We start from the raw sequence: 19,801 nt of genomic DNA on the forward strand, positions 1-19,801 counted from the left end.
AAAGAGAAACCGTACGCCATTGGATTCATTTTAACTTATAATAAAGGAAATTCAGAACCTTTGTCGAAAATTTCATTATGCAAGGAATCGACATGGAGTTGCAGCAAAAGACTTGCTGCGTGTCAATCAAGGGGGAATTGAGAATGGGTAAAATTAAAATTGCAATAGCTGATGATAACAAAGAGCTTGTGAAAACAATGACTGCATATTTTGAGAAGCATCCTGAAATAGACGTACTATGGACAGCTCAAAATGGAAAACAGTGTTTAGGAAACTTGGAACAATCGGTCCCCGACGTCTTATTATTGGATATCATCATGCCCTATCTGGACGGCATCGCTGTACTGGAAAGCATCCGCCATAATGAAGACACTTCAGATTTGAAAATCATTATGTTAACTGCCTTCGGACAAGAAGATGTCATGACGCAAGCTGCTGAATTAGGTGCATCTTACTTTATGTTAAAGCCTTTCGAATTCGAACAGCTGGTCAATCAGGTATTCCAAGCTGCCAGTGTACAAAAACCATCATCCTTACAACAGCCAGCCCAACAAAATGTTAAAGTTGAGGAGGGAGTTTCTCAGAAAGTACTGGATACAGCCATCACGACGACTATAAAAGAAATTGGTGTGCCTGCACACATTAAAGGATATTCCTATTTAAGAGAGGCCATACAAATGGTTTATAACGACAATGATCTGCTGGGTGCTGTTACGAAGATTTTGTATCCTGACATCGCTGAAAAATACAAAACGACTCCATCCCGTGTAGAACGTGCGATCCGTCACGCCATCGAAGTGGCATGGAATCGCGGGAATTACGAAGTCATTTCAAAAACGTTTGGCTACACTGTCCACCACTTGAAGAGTAAACCTACGAATAGCGAGTTCATCGCCATGATCGCTGACAAGATCCGCTTGGAGCATATGGCCAGCTGAACTCAGGACGGCAAATAGAGATTACGGAAAAACACGAATAACTTGATGAGATATCATGGGCAGGGAAAGTGGATCCTGCCTTTTCGTGTGCACTTATTTCCTATGGATTGTTGAGAGGCGATAAGTAGTAATATTTCCTATACAGTAAGTGTTAAGTTGAAGTCATCCTAACATTTCGAATTTGAATGCGGTGATGGAGACGCTAAATGAGTGGAAAGATTCAATACTGCAAGGTTTATGGAAATGTGGGTGGACCAACTATAGACGAAACACCTATTTCTTATAACGGGCAACGTTCTATAATGGGAGTAAGGAGAGGTGAACGGCTTGCTATTTGAGAACGATTACATCACACTGACAAAAATTGAGAACACTATTACAATGGTTACTAAAAAGGGCGGCTTTCCCATTAAGTCCTTTGATAAAATCACTCAAGAATTACCCAGATTGAAAATCACTTCGTTTCCGGAACTTCGTCGAGCGCTCGCAACAGAGGGCAATGAGAGTGAAATCGCTAGTTATGCTCCTGCGATTGAAATTATCGTGTCCCCCGATAAAATGAGGGCTGAAGCTGAGATATACTTGACAGAAAAGGAAATCGAGGAAAAGAAACATGAGCTGCCTGCAATGATGACAGAAGCATTAAGAACTAAAGGGATCCAACCTATGCTAACCGATATTAATTGGAGCGAGATTAGGACCCGACAATCCATTATCGTAGTAGAAGGAACCCCCCCGATAAAAGGCGATGATGCGGTGATTACATACATAGAAGCTCCAGAAAGACGTCCAGTCATAAGAGAAGATGGTTCCGCAGACTATTATGAAATGAATTTTGTCACTCCCATAAGAAAAGGGGATTGGTTAGGCGAAAAAATCCTTGCTCAAGAAGGCACAAATGGTAGGGATATTTTCGGAAATGAAATAGTGAGCAAGAAAGGGCTGGATAGCAAACTCTACTATGACCGAAAGTCTGTTGAAGAAGTACAAGAAAACGGAAAAATAGTACTTCGTGCAATCCATGGCGGGGTATTGGAATTTAAAAACGGAGTCGTCGGTATTGGTCAGCAGCTCGTCATAAATGGTGATGTTGGACCAGAGACAGGCTCTATAACGTTCGATGGTACCGTTGTCATTTCAGGTACAGTACTTGCAGGGTATAGTGTAAATGCTACAGGAGATATTTCTGTTGGTGCAAAAGAAGGGGTTACGAACGCAAAAGAGGTAAGATCAGAACAAGCTGACGTGTATATTCAAGGTGGTGTATTTGGCGGAGGATCTACCGTAATTGAAGCAAAAGGGACCATTTTCATTAAACATGCGAATGAATGTAATCTTTTCGCTCACACGATCCAGGTCGGACTGTATTTGCTAGGCTCCGAGGTCATTGCGGATTATGTTTATGTGGATCGCAACAAAGGACGGATTATTGGTGGGAATATTGAAGCGAAATATCGAATAGAATGTGCATTTGCAGGAAATCGCCACGAACGTGCTACCATGCTCTTTGCAAAAGGTGCCGATAAAGAAGCGCTTCAAATTGAAGTTCAGAAAATGGCTTTGTCAATAAAAAATTTACAAAAACAGATTATACAGTTAGAAGCACACTTAGAGCCTCTAGAAAAAAACGTGGAAACACTAGTGGCCGCGCAGCGCGAGGCGTTTGATAAGATTCAGGGGATACTCAGAAAAAGCCGAGAAGAAGTCTTTACTTTCGATCAAGCGATACAAGCCAACTTGCATATAATGAGAACAGCGATTGCGCCACAAATAGAAATTACACGAGAAGCGAGTCCGGGAGTGACGCTTCAAATTGGTTCCAGGACATCTACTCTTGAATCTCCAGCTAATGGGGTTTTTGAAATAATCGATGGGGTATTGAACATCTAAGACCACTTGTTTACCTAGGAGGCTGCAATATGTCTTTAGAGAATAAGGCCGATTCACGACGTGAAGTGTATGCCCATAGGGGAGCTTCCGGGAAGTATTTTGAAAATACGATGAAAGCATTTTACGGAGCTATTGAAGAAGGTGCGGATGGAATTGAATTAGATGTGCAATTATCTAAAGATGGTATCTTTTTCGTTATACACGATTCAGATCTGTATCGTCTATCAGGTGTACGTAAAACCATTTCAGACATGGAAGCGGCCGAAATCCAACAAATCCGTATAGGAAAACGGTTTGTTAGAGGGATAAAAGGAAGCTCGATTCCAACACTCTCCTCAGTTATCTCTTTTGCCGCGTTGGAATCCATAGGTCTAAATATTGAGTTGAAAGACACGATATCGAAAAATCCGGAATCGTTGCCTCGTTTATTGGATCAGATCTCCGTGCTCGATCAAGTTCACGTCTCTTCATTCGACTATAATTTAATCGAGACAGTAAAAAGATTGGATGCTTCAATGGAAGCTGGATTGCTATTGAAAAAATCGATGCTTGTGGATCACCAGCTGAATGATTACCGAGCTGCAGATGCATTTCACTTTCATAAGAGGATGATGAAAGAACCATACTTAAGTCAATGGCGTCAAACTGAGAAAACAATCCGCGTCTACGGAGTAGTAGGAGACGAATCATTTGTAAAAGAACCTCCAGAGTTCATTCAAGGATGGATTACAGACTATCCCGGGCGTTTCATCATCTGAAGTACCAATCATTTGAAAAATTGAATGGATTCGAATGAAGCTTAACGGAAAAGGCATATTGCAATCATCTTCAGCTTCAATTGGAGATTAAAAAAACAGAAGACATGGCATTGTCCGCCAAGTCTTCTGTTTTTATTTCTTTTTTTGTATTCTACCTGTTCTCTGATCACGCCGAAACAAAAATCCAGCGAAAAAACCGATGCTTATTGCAAGTAAAAGAAATCCTGCAACAAATTGCATCCATATGTATGGGAATGGGCTAAACAAGATACCGAATAATGCATCACGCATCAACTTTATGCCAAGGGCGGCGGCAATCCCTGGTATTACGAGCACTATGAACGCTGCCAATCGAGCCATACGAACCCCTCCAATCCTTATTAATTTTACCTGCTGTCGAAAGATTGTCAAGATGGGAAGGATGTTGTATGATTAACTTGGAAATGCAAAAGGTTGCACAAAGGTGAGAGGGGGATTGAACATCTTTGCAAAATGTAATAATTATTGATGCAGACAAAGAAAGCATCTCTGTGTTACAACACCTTGAGAAAATCGGATGCTATCGGATTGTCGGCATTGTAGACCGAACTGAGCAAGGCGATAGCAAGAAGTTTGCGATTCAAAGTGGAATCCCTCATGGGCCTGATCCCGAAAGTTTTCTTTCAGGAAACGTGCAGTTAGTGCTAGACTTTTCAGGTGAATCCCAATTTACTTGCAATCCAAAATATCCTCAAATTGTGGTCGTATCGAAACCTATTAGTCAACTAATTGTGAAGCTCTTTTCGTATCACTGCACCCACTTAAATTTAATTCAATCAGATATTGCTACATATACATCGATTTTCAACTCTGTCGGTGAAGGGATGATCGGAATCGATAAAACAGGTTATATTAACTTGTTTAATGATAGCGCTTCCAAAATGCTTGGTTTTTCAATTGATGAAGTCATCGGAAAGCAGATATTATCGATCATTCCTGAGTCGGGTTTGCCAGGCGTACTGCATACGGGTCAACCTGAGTCCAATGTGGAACTTCAACTAAATAATGGGTTGGATATTTTAAGTTCCAGATATCCACTCTTCTCACCTGATGGATCTACGAATGGAGCATTTGCTGTTTTCAAAGATGTGTCGGGTGTGATCCGTACTGCAGAAGAGATTACCGACTTGAAGCGCGTGAAAACGATGCTTGAAGCCATTATCCATTCAAGTGATGATGCTATCTCAGTCGTCGATTCGGATGGTTTGGGAATTCTTATCAATCCTGCATACACTCGGTTGACTGGACTGACAGAACGAGAAGTGATTGGTCAGCCAGCTACAGTGGATATTAGTTCTGGCGAAAGTATCCACATGAAGGTACTTGAAACAAAAAAACCCGTTCGCGGGGTGAATATGCAAATCGGAGAAAATAATCGGGATGTGATTGTGAATGTTGCACCAATCATCGTTGACCAGGAAGTAAAAGGCAGTGTTGGTGTCATTCACGATATTACTGAAATGCGAAGCCTTATGAAACAGCTCGATCATGCAAAAGCTCTGATTCGTGAATTGGAATCGACATATACGTTCGACGATATTATCGGGACCAATGAGGATCTTCTTGTAGCGGTCAGTCAGGCAAGAATTGCAGCAGGATCCGATATCCCCGTTATGCTACGGGGGGAGCCTGGGAGTGGTAAAGAACTTTTCGCACACGCAATCCATACAGGAAGCAAAAGAAGTGAAGGGGATTTCATCCGCGTTTCTTGCGCATCATTAGATGTCGAAGCAATAGAAGCGGCGTTGATGCATACAGAAATCCATCATGCTAAACGTTCAGGGACATTGTTTTTGGATGAAATCACTGAATTAAAACCGGATGTACAGAAAAATCTCTTAGAGTATCTCGATTCGGGAAGTATAACGGCAGCGGGGCAACCTATTCAACTATCGGTTCGGATCATCACGTCTTCAGCAGCTAATCTGGAACGTGCTGTTCACGAGGGAATACTGTGCGAAGACTTGTACTATCAACTTACCCGTATGTCGATCAGAATTCCTCCGTTGCGTACACGGACAAACGACATCGCGGATCTCACAGACAATCTAATCGCGATGCTTAATCAGGAATTCGGAATGACCATTCAGCATGTGACGCAGAAGGCGATGCAACGTCTTCAGTCATACGAATGGCCGGGAAATGTCCGAGAACTGGAAAACGTTCTCAGTCGAGCGATGATCCTCTCTGAAACAGGTACTGCAAAGCTTGATGAAGAGGATATCGTGCGAGCTTTGTCTTCACGCAGCGAAATGCAAATCGATTCTACTCTTCCTGAAAAGCGGACATTGGCTTCACTAATGGAAGACCACGAAAGGTTTTTACTCGAAGCCTCGATGAAGGAAAATAACGGCCATAAAGTGTTGACAGCAGATCGGCTTGGTATTTCACTTCGATCCTTATATTACAAATTAGAGAAATACAAATTGATTTAACTAAAGTGAGGTGACGGGATGGAGACACTTTCAGAAATTGTCGAGCAAGCAGCTGCTTTATCGGACAGGCCGTGTACCGCGATTGCCTGTGCAGCAGATGCAGATGTATTGGACTCCGTTGAACTTGCGGTTTCGCGTGGCCTGGCAACATTCAAGCTCTATGACAACAAGCAACTTTTAGTTAACGTGCTGCAAGCGAAGTATCCGCAGCTTGTCAATCATCCTGATATCGAGCTAGTGGATAGTAATGGAATACAGCAGGCAGCACAATTGGCAGTGGATGCAGTGGCCTCAGGGGATGCCCAAGTACTTATGAAAGGTAATCTCCCTACTGCGGCTCTGATGAAAGCGGCGCTGCGAAAAGAAGCAGGGCTGAGAACCGGAAACGTACTTTCTCACGTCGCTGTTTTCGAAATTCCAGGGTTTGACAAGTTATACTTTGTCACCGATTCAGCGATGAGTATTTTACCTGATCTGCAGGTGAAAGCACAAATTATCCAAAATGCTGTAACCGTTGCTAGAGCTTGCGGTGTAGAAGTTCCCGTAGTCGTGCCGCTAGCTGCGGTAGAGTCAGTTAATCCTGCGATGCAAGCAACGTTGGACGCAGCTTCCTTGACGATGATGAATCAGCGAGGGCAGTTGCAAAATTGTATTGTCGAAGGGCCAATGGCTCTGGATAACGCCATTTCACCGGAAGCCGCTCAACATAAAGGGCTTTCTGGTCCAGCAGCAGGAAAAGCGGATATTTTAGTAGCGCCCAACCTTGAGGCTGGAAACATTCTCTATAAATCGCTCACCTACTTCGCTCAGGCGAAAGTTGGCGGAATCATCCAAGGTGCGTCTGCTCCTATCGTTGTCACGTCCAGATCGGACAGCGCCGAGACGAAACTTCATTCACTAGCACTTGCACTATTAGTAAGTAAAAACTGATTGAATAATTGGAGGAATTACAAATGGAAATTATCAAATACATGGAAACTTATGACTACGAACAATTGGTGATCTGCCAAGACAAAACAACTGGCCTAAAAGCATTCATCGCGATTCACGACACAACACTTGGACCTGCTCTTGGCGGTACTCGCATGTGGACATACGCTAGTGAAGAAGAAGCGATTGAAGATGCGCTCCGCCTTGCACGTGGAATGACTTATAAAAATGCGGCTGCAGGTCTGAACCTAGGCGGCGGTAAAGCAGTTATTATGGGAAATCCTAAAACGGATAAAAACGACGAAATGTTCCGTGCGTTCGGCCGGTTCATCGAAGGCTTGAATGGCCGTTATATTACAGCTGAGGATGTCGGGACAACTGAACAGGATATGGACTTGATTCACCTTGAAACAGATTATGTAACAGGCGTTTCTGCAGAATTCGGTTCTTCAGGTAACCCATCACCAGTAACAGCACTTGGTGTCTATGTAGGGATGAAAGCAGCTGCTAAAGAAGCATTCGGCGATGATTCTCTTAAAGGCAAGACAATCGCAGTGCAAGGTGTTGGAAACGTTGCTTACACAATGTGTGAATACCTTCATGAAGAAGGCGCAAAACTGATCGTAACGGATATCAATGAAGAAGCAGTTCAACGTGCAGTTGACAACTTCGGAGCAACAGCAGTAGGCATTAACGAAATCTATGGCGTAGAAGCGGACATCTTCTCTCCTTGTGCACTTGGTGCGGTCATTAATGACGATACGATTCCACAATTCAAAGCAAAAGTCATTGCAGGATCTGCAAACAATCAGTTGAAAAATCCTGAGCACGGTGACAAGATCCATGAAATGGGATTTGTTTACGCACCGGACTACGTTATCAATTCAGGCGGAGTGATTAACGTAGCGGATGAGTTGGATGGCTACAACCGAGAGCGTGCATTGAAAAAGGTCAACACGATCTACGATACAATTGAAAAGATTTTTGCGATTTCGAAACGTGATCATATTCCTTCATATGTTGCAGCAGACCGTTTGGCTGAAGAACGTATTGAACGTGTTGCGAAAGCTCGTAATCAGTTTTTACAAAAAGAAAAAAGCGTACTCTCAAATCGCCGATAAGGAATTTTTGAGCTGTGCTGTGAAAGGGGAGAATACTTGTGCACCTTGCAGTTGCTAGAATTTTGACGATCAATCCTGGCTCTACCTCTACGAAAATCGGCGTGTTTGAGAATGATCAGCTCGTCATGGAAGAGACACTGCGTCATTCCACTGAACAACTTGCTCAGTTTGCTTCCGTTACCGCGCAGTACGAATTCCGTAAATCGATGATTGTAGATGAGCTCAGACAACATGAAATTGACCTATCCTCTTTATCGGCAGTATGTGGACGCGGTGGTTTGCTGCGTCCGATTGCTGGAGGTACGTATACAGTGAACGAGTCGATGCTCGAAGACCTTCGAAAAGGGTATTCAGGTCAGCATGCGTCGAACCTGGGTGGAATAATCGCCAATGAAATTGCGGCAGAAGCTAAGGTTCCTGCCTTCATCGTCGATCCGGTTGTAGTGGATGAGCTCCAACCCATCGCAAGGTTTTCCGGTTTTCACTTACTCGAACGCCATTCGATTTTTCATGCTTTGAACCAAAAAGCTGTTGCTCGAAGGTACGCTCTGCATACTGGTAAGAAATATGAGGAGTTAAGGCTCATCGTCACGCACATGGGAGGCGGGATAACCGTTGGTGCCCATCGCTATGGTGAAGTGATTGATGTGAATAACGGCCTGCATGGAGATGGACCATTCAGTCCGGAACGTGCCGGTACAGTACCTGCAGGGGATTTAGTGGATATCTGTTTTTCCGGTAAGTATTACAGGCAGGAAATTATGGAAATGCTCGTCGGAAAAGGTGGGCTGACTGCCTATCTAGGTACGAATAATGCAGTCCAAGTAGAGAAACGCATTGCGGATGGGGACGAACGAGCAAAAGAGGTATACAGCGCCATGGCGTACCAGGTTGCTAAGGAAATAGGCAGTGCATCTGCCGTACTTCAAGGTAATGTGGATGCAATAATTTTGACTGGCGGACTCGCATACGGTAAAGGATTTACAGCAGAGATCCAATCATACGTAGACTGGATTGCAGAGGTTGTTATCTACCCGGGGGAAGACGAATTGCAAGCCCTTGCGGAAGGGGCAATCCGTGTTCTTACCGGTGAAGAAAAAGCAAAGGTGTACCCATCACGACAGGAAAACAGGGAAATGGAGGCTGATCACATTGGCTCAAGAGTATGATGTAGTAATTCTTGGCGGCGGAACTGGCGGTTATGTAGCTGCTATCCGTTCTGCACAGCTTGGTCTGAAAACAGCGCTTGTTGAAAAAGGGAAACTAGGTGGTACGTGCTTACATAAAGGATGTATTCCGAGTAAAGCGTTATTGAAAAGCGCTGAAGTTTACCAGCTGACGAAGGAAAAAGCTCAAAGTTTCGGCGTCGAAACTGAGGGCGTCACTTTGAATTTCTCTGCTGTCCAAGATAGAAAAAATTCTATAGTTGACCAGCTCTATAAAGGTGTACAGGGTCTCATGAAAAAGGGGAAGATCGATGTATATGAAGGAACTGGCAGAATGTTGGGACCTTCGATTTTTTCGCCCATGCCTGGAACCATTTCGGTTGAGATGAATAACGGGGAAGAAAACGAAATGCTTATCTTGAAGAACTTAGTGCTCGCAACAGGATCACGCCCAAGGACACTGCCAGGTCTCGAGTTGGATGAGGAACAGATCCTATCTTCCGACGGAGCGCTTGCTCTTGAGTCTTTGCCATCATCGATGCTGATCATCGGAGGCGGAGTGATTGGAATCGAGTGGGCTTCGATGCTCAACGATTTTGGAGTTGATATAACAGTTGTAGAATATGCTGACCGGATTCTACCTACTGAAGACGAGGATATTTCTAAAGAGATGAAAAAACTTCTTGAGAAAAAAGGCATTCAATTTGTTACGGGTGCAAAAGTGCTTCCGGAAACAGTCGAAAAGACCACTGAACAAGTAACCATTTCTGCTGAGATTGGCGATGCTACTCAAAGTTTCACTGCAGAGAAAGTTCTCGTTTCAGTTGGTCGTCAAGCGAATACTGAAGGAATCGGTATTGAAAACACAGAAATTGAAATTGAAAAGGGGTACATTAAAACTCGCCCTACGTTCCAGACAAAGGAAAGCCACATCTATGCAATCGGTGATTGTATCGGAGGACTGCAACTTGCTCATGTCGCCTCTCACGAAGGGATTGCTGCAATCGAGCATATTGCGAATCAGACACCAGCGCCCATGGATTATGAAAAAATCTCACGTTGTATCTATTCAAGTCCCGAAGCAGCTAGTGTAGGAATTACCGAAAAAGAGGCAAAAGATCGCGGATTTACTGTCAAAATCGGTAAGTTCCCTTTCCAAGCAGTCGGTAAAGCATTGGTGAATGGAAAAGCGGATGGCTTTGTGAAGATTGTTGCCGATGAAAAGACAGATGATATTCTAGGAGTACACATGATTGGCACCGGCGTTACAGATATGATCTCTGAAGCCGGTCTAGCCATGGTATTGGACGCAACACCTTGGGAAATCGCAGACACCATCCATCCACATCCATCACTATCTGAAGTGATCGGTGAGGCGGCACTTGCGGTAGATGGTAAAGCAATTCACATGTAAAAAGGGGGAAAAACTCATGGCAACAAATCGCCACGAAGAGCTGGGACTCACAAATGATGATGTATTACAAATCTATGAAACAATGTTAATGGCACGGAAAATAGATGAGCGCATGTGGCTCCTCAACCGTGCAGGTAAAGTTCCATTCGTTATTTCCTGTCAAGGGCAAGAAGCCGCTCAGGTTGGAGCAGCGTATGCGCTAGATAAAGAAAAAGACTGGACAGCACCTTATTATCGTGACATGGGAGTAGTTCTGCACTTCGGAATGACACCAAAAGACTTGATGCTTTCTGCCTTTGCGAAAGCGGAGGATCCGAACTCCGGCGGCCGCCAGATGCCAGGTCACTTCGGTCAACGTAAAAATCGTATTTTGACAGGTTCCTCTCCTGTGACAACACAACTTCCGCACGCAGTAGGGGTTGCGCTTGCAGCGAAGATTAAAGGAGAAGACTTCATCACATTCACAACACTGGGTGAAGGATCTTCCAACCAAGGGGACTTCCATGAGGGGATGAACTTTGCCGGCGTTCATAAATTGCCGACTGTCGTCATGGTTGAAAACAACAAGTATGCCATTTCAGTGCCTGTTGAAAAGCAACTCGCTTGCGAGAATGTTGCAGACCGTGCAATAGGATACGGAATGCCAGGTACCACAGTGGATGGAACAGATCCACTAGAAGTTTATAAAGTTGTTAAAGAAGCGGCGGATCGAGCACGTCGAGGAGATGGACCGAGCCTGATCGAAGCCGTTTGTTACCGCCTTACAGCTCACTCTTCTGACGATGATCACCGTTTGTATCGTGATGCTGAAGAGTTGGAAGCCGAGCGTAAACTGGACCCGATTCCGAAGTTTGCCAGCTATCTAAAAGAAACTGGCGTACTCACAGATGAGTTGAACAGCGAAATCGAAGAGCGCATTATGAAGCAAGTGAACGAAGCGACAGACTATGCGGAAGCAGCACCTTATGCAGAAGCAGAGTATGCCCTTCGTCATGTCTATGCTGAACAAGGAGGGAACGACTGATGGCGGTCATTTCATATATCGATGCAATTACAAGTGCTATGGCAGAAGAAATGGAACGTGACGAAAATGTTTTCGTAATGGGAGAAGATGTTGGTCGTAAAGGCGGCGTTTTCAAAGCGACAACAGGTCTTTACGATAAGTACGGGGAATACCGTGCGCTCGATACACCACTCGCCGAGTCCGCAATCGCCGGAGTCGCAATCGGTGCAGCCATGTATGGCATGCGTCCGATCGCTGAAATGCAGTTTGCAGATTTCATCATGCCGGCTGTCAATCAGATCGTGTCGGAAGCGGCTAAAATCCGCTACCGTTCGAATAATGACTGGTCATGCCCGCTCGTTGTACGTGCACCATTCGGCGGCGGCGTTCATGGAGCCCTTTATCACTCGCAATCCGTGGAATCGATGTTTGCAGGAACTCCTGGCCTTAAAATTGTCATTCCATCCACTCCTTATGATGCGAAGGGTCTGTTAAAAGCAGCTATCCGTGATGATGACCCAGTGCTTTTCTTTGAACATAAGCGTGCGTATCGTCTTATCAAAGGTGAAGTGCCTGAAGAGGAATATGTAATTGAAATCGGGAAAGCGGATGTCAAACGCGAAGGGGAAGACATTACGATCATCACGTATGGCCTATGTGTCCACTTTGCGTTGCAAGCAGCAGAGCGTCTTGCTGAAGACGGGATTTCCGCGCACATTCTCGATCTGAGAACGATTTACCCGTTAGACAAAGAAGCAATCATTGATGCGGCTAAAAAGACAGGGAAAGTTCTTCTTGTAACAGAAGATAACAAAGAAGGCAGTATCATGAGTGAAGTGGCTGCCATTATTTCCGAACACTGCTTATTCGATCTGGATGCTCCGATCCAACGTCTGGCTGGACCGGATATTCCGGCAATGCCTTATGCTCCGACAATGGAGAAGTTCTTTATGGTGAATCCAGACAAAGTGGAAAAAGCTGCACGTGATTTAGCTGAATTTTAATAACGAACGGAGGGGAATCCTGTGGCAATAGAATCGATAAAAATGCCTCAACTCGGTGAGAGTGTAACCGAAGGTACGATTGAAAAATGGCTTGTGAAGCCAGGTGACCACGTAGAAAAGTACGACTCACTTGCAGAAGTCAATACGGATAAAGTGACAGCTGAGGTACCTTCATCCTTTACAGGGACGATTAAAGAAATCCTTGTTCAAGAAGGCCAGACAGTCGCTGTCGGAGAAATCGTTTGTACGATAGAAACTGAAGGCGAAAGCAGTGAGTCTGCTCAGCCTGAAGCGGCACCCGCTCAAGCAGAACCGGCGAACGAAATGCCAGCAGAAGGTTCGAAAAAACCCGAAAGCCCTGTGAAGAGAGAAAAGGGAGCTGCTGCCGGTCGCTACTCACCTGCTGTTCTTCGTCTCTCACAAGATCACGATATCAATCTTTCAGATGTTGAAGGGTCAGGTCGCGACGGTCGTATTACTCGTAAAGATATTCAAGCGATCATTGACAGTGGTGAAAAGCCGCAATCTAAACCAGCTGCAACTGAAAGCTCAGCACAACCTGAAGTGAAACAGGCTGCTCCTGCAACAGCACCCGCTCCAAGCACGTCTGCCCAGAGCGCTGTCAATGTACCTGTTGCGCCTGGTGACATTGAAATTCCGATTACTGGCGTCAGACGCGCAATCGCTAACAACATGCTGAAGTCTAAACACGAAGCTCCACATGCTTGGACGATGATTGAAGTCGACGTTACGGAAATGGTGAAATACCGCGATTCGTTGAAAGCTGAATTCAAGCAAAAAGAAGGATTCAACTTGACGTACTTCGCATTTTTCGTCAAAGCCGTTTCACAAGCACTGAAAGAATTCCCAATGATGAATTCAATGTGGGCTGGCGACAAAATCGTCCAGAAAAAAGACATTAATATTTCGATCGCTGTTGCAACTGACGAAGCACTGTATGTACCAGTTATTCAGCAAGCAGATGAAAAAACAATTAAAGGCATTGGACGTGAGATTACTGAACTTGCCGGAAAAGTACGTTCTGGCAAACTGAAATCTCAGGAAATGCAGGGTGGTACGTTCACTGTCAACAATACTGGATCATTCGGCTCTGTCCAATCAATGGGTATCATCAATCACCCACAAGCTGCAATTCTTCAAGTGGAATCCATTGTAAAACGTCCGGTCGTCATGGACAACGGTATGATTGGCGTTCGGGATATGGTGAACCTATGTCTATCATTGGACCATCGTGTATTAGACGGTCTCGTAGCAGGTCATTTCTTGGCTCGCGTAAAAGAAATACTGGAAAACGTCTCATCAGAAACAACATCCGTCTACTAAGTTAGGACCAGCAACCCCCTCGGCCATAGAAAGAATGGACGTGGGGGTGTTCTTTTCAAGTAGAATCCATTTCAGGTACACTATGAGGTAGACAGTTACTCAAGGAGGGATTTCAAATGAGCAATTCTGACATACATAACATGATGCAACAACGCTTCGAGCTTCCAGGTAGAAAAGAATGGGAAAAAATTGCGGAGCATTCATTAAAAGGGAGATCCGTGGAATCGCTGATGACGGAAACGCTGGAAGGTATCACACTCGCACCGCTCTATTCTGATTTGGAAGAAGAGACATACCCTATACGGCCAAGTCATAGCAATTGGATATGCGCCCAGCCGACAATCGGACAGACTGGCTCGGAATGGCTTGCTTCGATGACGGACAGTCTTGAAAAAGGGAACGAAGCGATCTATATAGATGGCAGAATTCCGATTGCTTGGGATGACGTATCGCTGCATCGCCTTGCAGAATTAATGAAGAAGCATCCGATCGCTTTCCTTCATATCGATCCCCAAGATCGATTGACGCAAGTATTTGATGGGATTCCTTCAGATGAACGTGACGCTGTCACAGGTTTAGTGCTTTCCCCTGCGATCCAATTGCCATCTGGATATCGATATGTCCGAACCCTAGGTATCGATATGGAACCCATTCATATGGATGGCGCGGATAGTGTTACTGAACTTGCTTTTGCGTTATCGGAAGCTTCGGTACTTGCGGCCGAATCGGAATCGTTCGCTCGATTTAGTAGCCAAATCTTTTTCAGATTCCCGGCAGACACCCATTTCTTTATGGAAATCTCAAAATTTAGAGCGTTCCGTACTTTATGGCAACTGTTCTGCATCGCCTATGATGAGAAAGAGCTACCTCCAGTGCCTTTGATGGGAGTAACTTCACTGCGGTCGTTTTCTAAAATCGATCCCTATGTAAATTTGTTGCGCGCCGGAAACAGCGCGTTTTCAGCGGTATTAGGGGGAGTCGACTGGCTGACAGTGTATCCTTATAACGAATTGACTGCAGAAACGGCACAATCGCTGCGTTATGCCAGGAATTCACAACTGATTATCCGTGAGGAAACCCATGCTGACAAAGTAATCGACCCTGGAGGCGGCTCGTACTTTATCGAACAACTGACGGAAGAATTGGTCCGTAAATCATGGAAGCTATTTCTTGAAATTGAGGACAGTGGCGGAAGAGACGCTTTTCTGAATTCCGGCAAACTGCAAGAGCTTGTGAGTAAACGGCAAGAGAATGCTTCAATTGGATTGACTTCACTGATAGGAACAAACGTCTATGCTAGTGCTGGGAATCCTGAGCTAAACGAGAACCCACCCAGGATCGAGACGTCTCGCCCAGCCTACCCATTCGAGGAGTTGCGGAAAAAAAGTGCTGAACAGCAGATTGATATTCGGCTACTCGTATTCGGTAGTTTGAAATCCTACAAACCTCGCGCAGATTTTGCAACTGGGTTTTTGGCAACAGGCGGACTGTCGGCTAAACAAAGTCCGTCGTTCGAAGACGCTGCGTCGGCTCTTGAATGGCTGGATAGTGAAAAACCAGACTACGTGATTGTATGTGCTTCCCCCGATATGACTATGGAGGTGGTTCCGGATCTCATTTCAAATAAGCCGGCAGGAGTTCTAATGGATGCCGCAGGTCTTGTGGAGGAAGAAGTGATGAGCCATTGGCTGGCAGGTGGACTTGATGGTTTTGTATTCAATGGGCAAAACCGGGTAGAAAAACTCACTCAAATTCTCAATCGTTGGAAAGGAGGCGAAAGCGCATGAAGAAGCCTGATTTCAGCAAAGTAGAAATTGATCGGGTACTGAAGGAACACGGGTCTTATCAAAACGGATCCAATGAATCGTTTCTGACGAATGAAGGAATACCGGTTAAATCGCTTTATACCCATGAGGATAGCAAAGGACTCGCTCACTTAGGGGATTACCCTGGACTCGCCCCTAATACTCGAGGCCCGTATCCAACGATGTATGTAGCTCGACCATGGACCGTTCGACAATATGCGGGTTTTTCAACAGCCGAAGAGAGTAACGCGTTTTACCGAAGGAACCTTGCGATGGGGCAAAAAGGGCTATCCGTCGCGTTTGATTTAGCGACTCACCGCGGCTACGATTCAGATCACCCGCGGGTGACAGGTGACGTTGGTAAAGCTGGTGTCGCAATTGACTCTGTTGAAGATATGAAAATCTTATTCGACGGAATTCCGCTAGATCAGATGTCGGTATCGATGACGATGAACGGCGCGGTCCTTCCGATTATGGCGTTTTATATTGTGGCAGCAGAAGAACAGGGCGTTACACCTGACCAACTTGCAGGGACGATTCAAAATGATATCTTAAAGGAATACATGGTCCGCAATACGTACATTTTCCCTCCTGAGATGTCGATGCGGATCATCGCAGATATCTTTGACTATACATCGAAAAACATGCCGAAATTCAACTCCATCTCGATTTCTGGTTATCATATGCAAGAAGCGGGAGCAACTGCAGATATTGAATTGGCTTATACGCTTGCTGACGGTTTGGAGTATGTACGTACAGGACTGAAAGCTGGAATTGACATTGACTCTTTTGCTCCCCGTTTGTCTTTCTTCTGGGCAATCGGAATGAACTATTTCATGGAAATCGCCAAAATGCGAGCAGCACGAATCATTTGGGCAAAAATGATGAAAACATTTGACCCGAAGAACTCGAAGTCTTTGGCGCTTAGAACCCACTCCCAAACATCAGGGTGGAGCTTGACGGAGCAAGATCCCTTCAATAACGTCACGCGCACATTAATAGAAGCGAATGCTGCTGCGATGGGGCATACACAGTCTTTACACACGAACGCCTTAGACGAGGCAATTGCATTGCCAACTGATTTCTCGGCGCGAATCGCTAGGAATACTCAGCTCTTCTTGCAGGAAGAGACGATGATGACGAAGACGATCGATCCTTGGGGAGGGTCGTACTATGTCGAGTCGCTTACCAACGAGCTTGTTGAAAAAGCTTGGGAACTCATTGAAGAAATCGAAGAACTTGGAGGGATGGCAAAAGCGATAGAAACAGGTCTTCCGAAGATGAAGATCGAAGAGGCAGCCGCCAAACGCCAAGCGAAAATCGACTCGAAAAGTGAAACGATTGTCGGAGTGAACAAGTATCGATTAGACGAGGAAGAACCGATCGATATTCTAGATATTGATAATACGGTAGTACGTCAAAAGCAGATTGACCGCATCGTCCGCATGAAAGCGGAACGGGATGAACAGCTGGTCGCCCAAGCTCTTAAACAACTCACTAAAAGTGCAAAAGAGGGAACTGGTAACTTGCTTGAACTTGCAGTGAATGCGGCGAGAGTACGTGCGACAATCGGAGAGATTTCAGATGCGATAGAAGAAGTGTCAGGCAGACACAAAGCAGTCATCCGTTCAGTGAGCGGCGTGTACAGTCAAAACTTCTCCAACTCGGAAGAAATCGATGAAGTGAAAGCGATGACTGATGAGTTTCTGGAAAACGAAGGTCGCCGTCCGAGGATCCTGGTCGCAAAAATGGGACAAGATGGACATGACCGCGGTGCAAAAGTGATCGCATCTTCCTTCGCGGATCTAGGATTCGATGTGGACATCGGACCGCTATTTCAAACTCCTGAAGAAACAGCATTGCAAGCAGCTGAGAACGATGTCCATGTCATTGGCGTAAGTTCACTTGCAGCGGGTCACAAAACGCTCGTTCCCGCCCTACGTGCGGAATTAGCGAAAATAGGGAGACCTGATATTTTGGTTATTGTAGGTGGTGTCATCCCGGCACAGGATTATGCATTCCTTAGGGAAAATGGGGCAGCCGCTATTTTCGGACCAGGAACCGTAATTCCGGTAGCCGCCCAAAAAGTGATTGAGGAAATCTATCGCCAACTAGGATATGAGGAAGTGATGGAGTGAGCGGGCGTGATGAGGACGTGCGGGAAGAAACCGCGCTCAACGTGATGGAAGGTCTGCACTCGTCCCATGATGGCATGAAGCCTATACAAAGGAAAAAGTTTAAACGCAACAAAGCACCGATTGATATTGATGAGCTGGAGCGGGGAATAACTGAAGGATCTCGGTTGAGCCTCGCAAAAGGGATAACTCTTCTTGAAAGTGTCGCCATTCATGACAAACCTGCTGGTCAGGAACTGCTGCGCAGAGTGTTATCCAAAACGGGAAACAGCATCCGTATCGGTATTACAGGCGTGCCAGGAGCGGGGAAAAGTACATTTATCGAAGCGTTCGGTCTCATGCTGACAAAAGCCGGTCATAAAGTGGCTGTTCTAGCAGTCGATCCGAGTTCCTCCATTACGGGTGGAAGTATTCTTGGAGATAAGACACGGATGGAACTTCTGGCACGGGATCCGCAAGCGTTCATCCGACCATCGCCCACTGCTGGGACTCTTGGCGGGGTTCATCGGAAAACGCGTGAAACGATGCTATTATGCGAAGCAGCGGGATATGATGTCATTCTTGTCGAAACTGTCGGCGTAGGACAGTCCGAAACAGCAGTGCGCGAAATGACCGACTTTTTTCTTCTGCTCGCCTTAACAGGAGCTGGTGACGAACTTCAAGGGATGAAAAAAGGGATCATGGAGCTTGCGGATGGAATCATCGTCCATAAAGCGGATGGAGAAAACGAAAGACTTGCAAAGAAAACGGTTCGGGATTATCGTCAGCTTGCACATTTCCTTCAGCCTGCTTCTCCTGGCTGGACAACGCACGCGTTACCTGTATCCTCCACAAAGGAAACAGGATTGTCGGAAACATGGGAAATGATCCAAGAGTTTAAAACTGTGATGAAACAGTCGGATTATTGGACAGAAAGACGGCAATCCCAAACACGGAGTTGGTTTTACTCGATGATCAATGATCACTTGGTTGATTCATTCTACAGTGCACCAGGCCGTAAGCAGCAAGTCGCCGAGTTGGAAGTAAAACTTTTGAATGATGAAATCACTGTTGCTGGGGCCGTAAAGCAATTATTTGATGAGCAAAACCAATGAGTGACCCAATGAGTGACGAGGCTGTCGTATGTACTAAAACATGTGGAATTGCTGAACAGTTTTCAACCCACTCGTAAACTGGTATGATAGGTATATCATGCACCAAAGGGGGATAACACGATGTCGATGGATTTTAATTTTTATATGGACGATATAACTAGCCAAGCTCGCGGAGAATTGGAAGCGGGCGGCTATGAGCAATTGAAAACAGCGGATGATGTTGAAAGTGCATTCAAACGTGAAGGAACGACTCTTGTGATGGTGAATTCGGTATGTGGTTGCGCAGGCGGTATTGCACGCCCTGCAGCACTTCATGCAATCCATTACGATAAGCGTCCGGATTACTTGGTAACGGTATTTGCGGGACAAGACAAAGAAGCGACTGCACAAGCACGTATGCACTTTGGGGATTACCACTTACCTTCGTCTCCATCATTTGTTTTGATGAAAGACGGACAAATGGTTGCTGAAGTCGGACGTCACGAAATTGAAGGCCATGATCCAATGTCTGTTGTGACAAACTTGCAAGAGCAGTTTGAACAGTATTGCGAAGAACTATAAAAAACAGGCCGGCATCAGTATGACTGATGCCGGCCTGCATTTTCATGTCTTCTATTAAAATAGTGTACTGAGACCGAACAATACAGTGGAAGCAACCATAGCGACGATCATGATGATGACAATCGTTTTTTGAACTTTTTTATTGCTCATGTGCAAAAACCCCT

The 19,801-nt window shown here is 45.3% G+C and carries 17 protein-coding genes; 15 read left to right on the top strand and 2 right to left on the bottom strand.

Translation table 11 applies throughout. From position 1 onward, the window contains the following. Positions 1–143: 143 nt before the first annotated feature. The 3 genes from spo0A (at position 144) to ABE021_RS03090 (ending at position 3,586) form a co-directional block, all read left to right on the top strand. Entirely contained in the window at positions 144–938 is a 795-nt protein-coding gene (spo0A, locus tag ABE021_RS03080; protein ID WP_430286707.1) for a sporulation transcription factor Spo0A, read from the top strand. Positions 939–1,256: 318 nt separating this feature from the next. Next, positions 1,257–2,828, top strand: coding sequence for a DUF342 domain-containing protein (locus ABE021_RS03085; protein ID WP_430286708.1), 1,572 nt, complete (start codon positions 1,257–1,259; stop codon positions 2,826–2,828). 29 nt (positions 2,829–2,857) lie between these two features. Then, complete coding sequence (locus tag ABE021_RS03090; protein ID WP_430286709.1) at positions 2,858–3,586, top strand: glycerophosphodiester phosphodiesterase; 729 nt, start codon at positions 2,858–2,860, stop codon at positions 3,584–3,586. 132 nt (positions 3,587–3,718) lie between these two features. Here the strand turns inward: ABE021_RS03090 and ABE021_RS03095 are convergent, their stop codons facing one another. Further along, positions 3,719–3,946, bottom strand: coding sequence for a DUF2627 domain-containing protein (locus ABE021_RS03095; RefSeq protein ID WP_430286711.1), 228 nt, complete (start codon positions 3,944–3,946; stop codon positions 3,719–3,721). A 125-nt stretch (positions 3,947–4,071) separates the two neighbouring features. Between ABE021_RS03095 and ABE021_RS03100 the strand changes: the two genes are divergently transcribed. From ABE021_RS03100 to ABE021_RS03155, 12 genes are all read left to right on the top strand, one after another. After that, positions 4,072–6,060 (top strand): sigma 54-interacting transcriptional regulator, encoded by a 1,989-nt coding sequence (locus ABE021_RS03100; protein ID WP_430286713.1) that lies wholly within the window; start codon positions 4,072–4,074, stop codon positions 6,058–6,060. 18 nt (positions 6,061–6,078) lie between these two features. Next, positions 6,079–6,990: a bifunctional enoyl-CoA hydratase/phosphate acetyltransferase gene (locus ABE021_RS03105; protein WP_430286715.1), complete on the top strand. Its 912-nt coding sequence runs from the start codon at positions 6,079–6,081 to the stop codon at positions 6,988–6,990. Between the two features lie 23 nt (positions 6,991–7,013). Further along, positions 7,014–8,111: a Leu/Phe/Val dehydrogenase gene (locus tag ABE021_RS03110; protein ID WP_430286717.1), complete on the top strand. Its 1,098-nt coding sequence runs from the start codon at positions 7,014–7,016 to the stop codon at positions 8,109–8,111. A 38-nt stretch (positions 8,112–8,149) separates the two neighbouring features. Further along, positions 8,150–9,280: a butyrate kinase gene (buk, locus tag ABE021_RS03115; RefSeq protein WP_430286719.1), complete on the top strand. Its 1,131-nt coding sequence runs from the start codon at positions 8,150–8,152 to the stop codon at positions 9,278–9,280. After that, entirely contained in the window at positions 9,264–10,691 is a 1,428-nt protein-coding gene (lpdA, locus tag ABE021_RS03120) for a dihydrolipoyl dehydrogenase (protein ID WP_430286720.1), read from the top strand. Before buk ends, lpdA begins: the two co-directional genes overlap by 17 nt. Positions 10,692–10,707: 16 nt before the next feature. Next, positions 10,708–11,715: a thiamine pyrophosphate-dependent dehydrogenase E1 component subunit alpha gene (locus ABE021_RS03125; protein WP_430286722.1), complete on the top strand. Its 1,008-nt coding sequence runs from the start codon at positions 10,708–10,710 to the stop codon at positions 11,713–11,715. Beyond that, positions 11,715–12,698 (top strand): alpha-ketoacid dehydrogenase subunit beta, encoded by a 984-nt coding sequence (locus tag ABE021_RS03130; RefSeq protein WP_430286724.1) that lies wholly within the window; start codon positions 11,715–11,717, stop codon positions 12,696–12,698. Before ABE021_RS03125 ends, ABE021_RS03130 begins: the two co-directional genes overlap by 1 nt. Before the next feature lie 21 nt (positions 12,699–12,719). After that, the gene (locus ABE021_RS03135) at positions 12,720–14,042 is read left to right on the top strand and encodes a dihydrolipoamide acetyltransferase family protein (RefSeq protein WP_430286726.1); all 1,323 of its coding nucleotides are present in this window, start codon (positions 12,720–12,722) and stop codon (positions 14,040–14,042) included. Positions 14,043–14,158: 116 nt separating this feature from the next. Further along, positions 14,159–15,829: a methylmalonyl-CoA mutase family protein gene (locus ABE021_RS03140; RefSeq protein WP_430286728.1), complete on the top strand. Its 1,671-nt coding sequence runs from the start codon at positions 14,159–14,161 to the stop codon at positions 15,827–15,829. Beyond that, positions 15,826–17,985, top strand: a complete 2,160-nt coding sequence (gene scpA, locus ABE021_RS03145; RefSeq protein ID WP_430286730.1) for a methylmalonyl-CoA mutase — start codon at positions 15,826–15,828, stop codon at positions 17,983–17,985. The genes ABE021_RS03140 and scpA overlap by 4 nt, the downstream gene beginning before the upstream one ends. Positions 17,986–18,029: 44 nt before the next feature. After that, positions 18,030–19,076 carry a methylmalonyl Co-A mutase-associated GTPase MeaB gene (gene meaB / locus ABE021_RS03150; RefSeq protein WP_430286967.1) on the top strand — a complete coding sequence of 349 codons (1,047 nt, stop codon included), beginning with the start codon at positions 18,030–18,032 and terminating at the stop codon, positions 19,074–19,076. A 120-nt stretch (positions 19,077–19,196) separates the two neighbouring features. After that, complete coding sequence (locus ABE021_RS03155; protein ID WP_430286732.1) at positions 19,197–19,637, top strand: BrxA/BrxB family bacilliredoxin; 441 nt, start codon at positions 19,197–19,199, stop codon at positions 19,635–19,637. A 54-nt stretch (positions 19,638–19,691) separates the two neighbouring features. Here the strand turns inward: ABE021_RS03155 and prli42 are convergent, their stop codons facing one another. Next, entirely contained in the window at positions 19,692–19,787 is a 96-nt protein-coding gene (gene prli42, locus ABE021_RS03160) for a stressosome-associated protein Prli42 (RefSeq protein WP_191687934.1), read from the bottom strand. Between the last annotated feature and the right edge of the window lie 14 nt (positions 19,788–19,801).

The organism is Sporosarcina gallistercoris (genome assembly GCF_050459885.1).
In the GTDB taxonomy this organism is placed as follows: Bacteria; Bacillota; Bacilli; order Bacillales_A; family Planococcaceae; genus Sporosarcina; species Sporosarcina gallistercoris_A.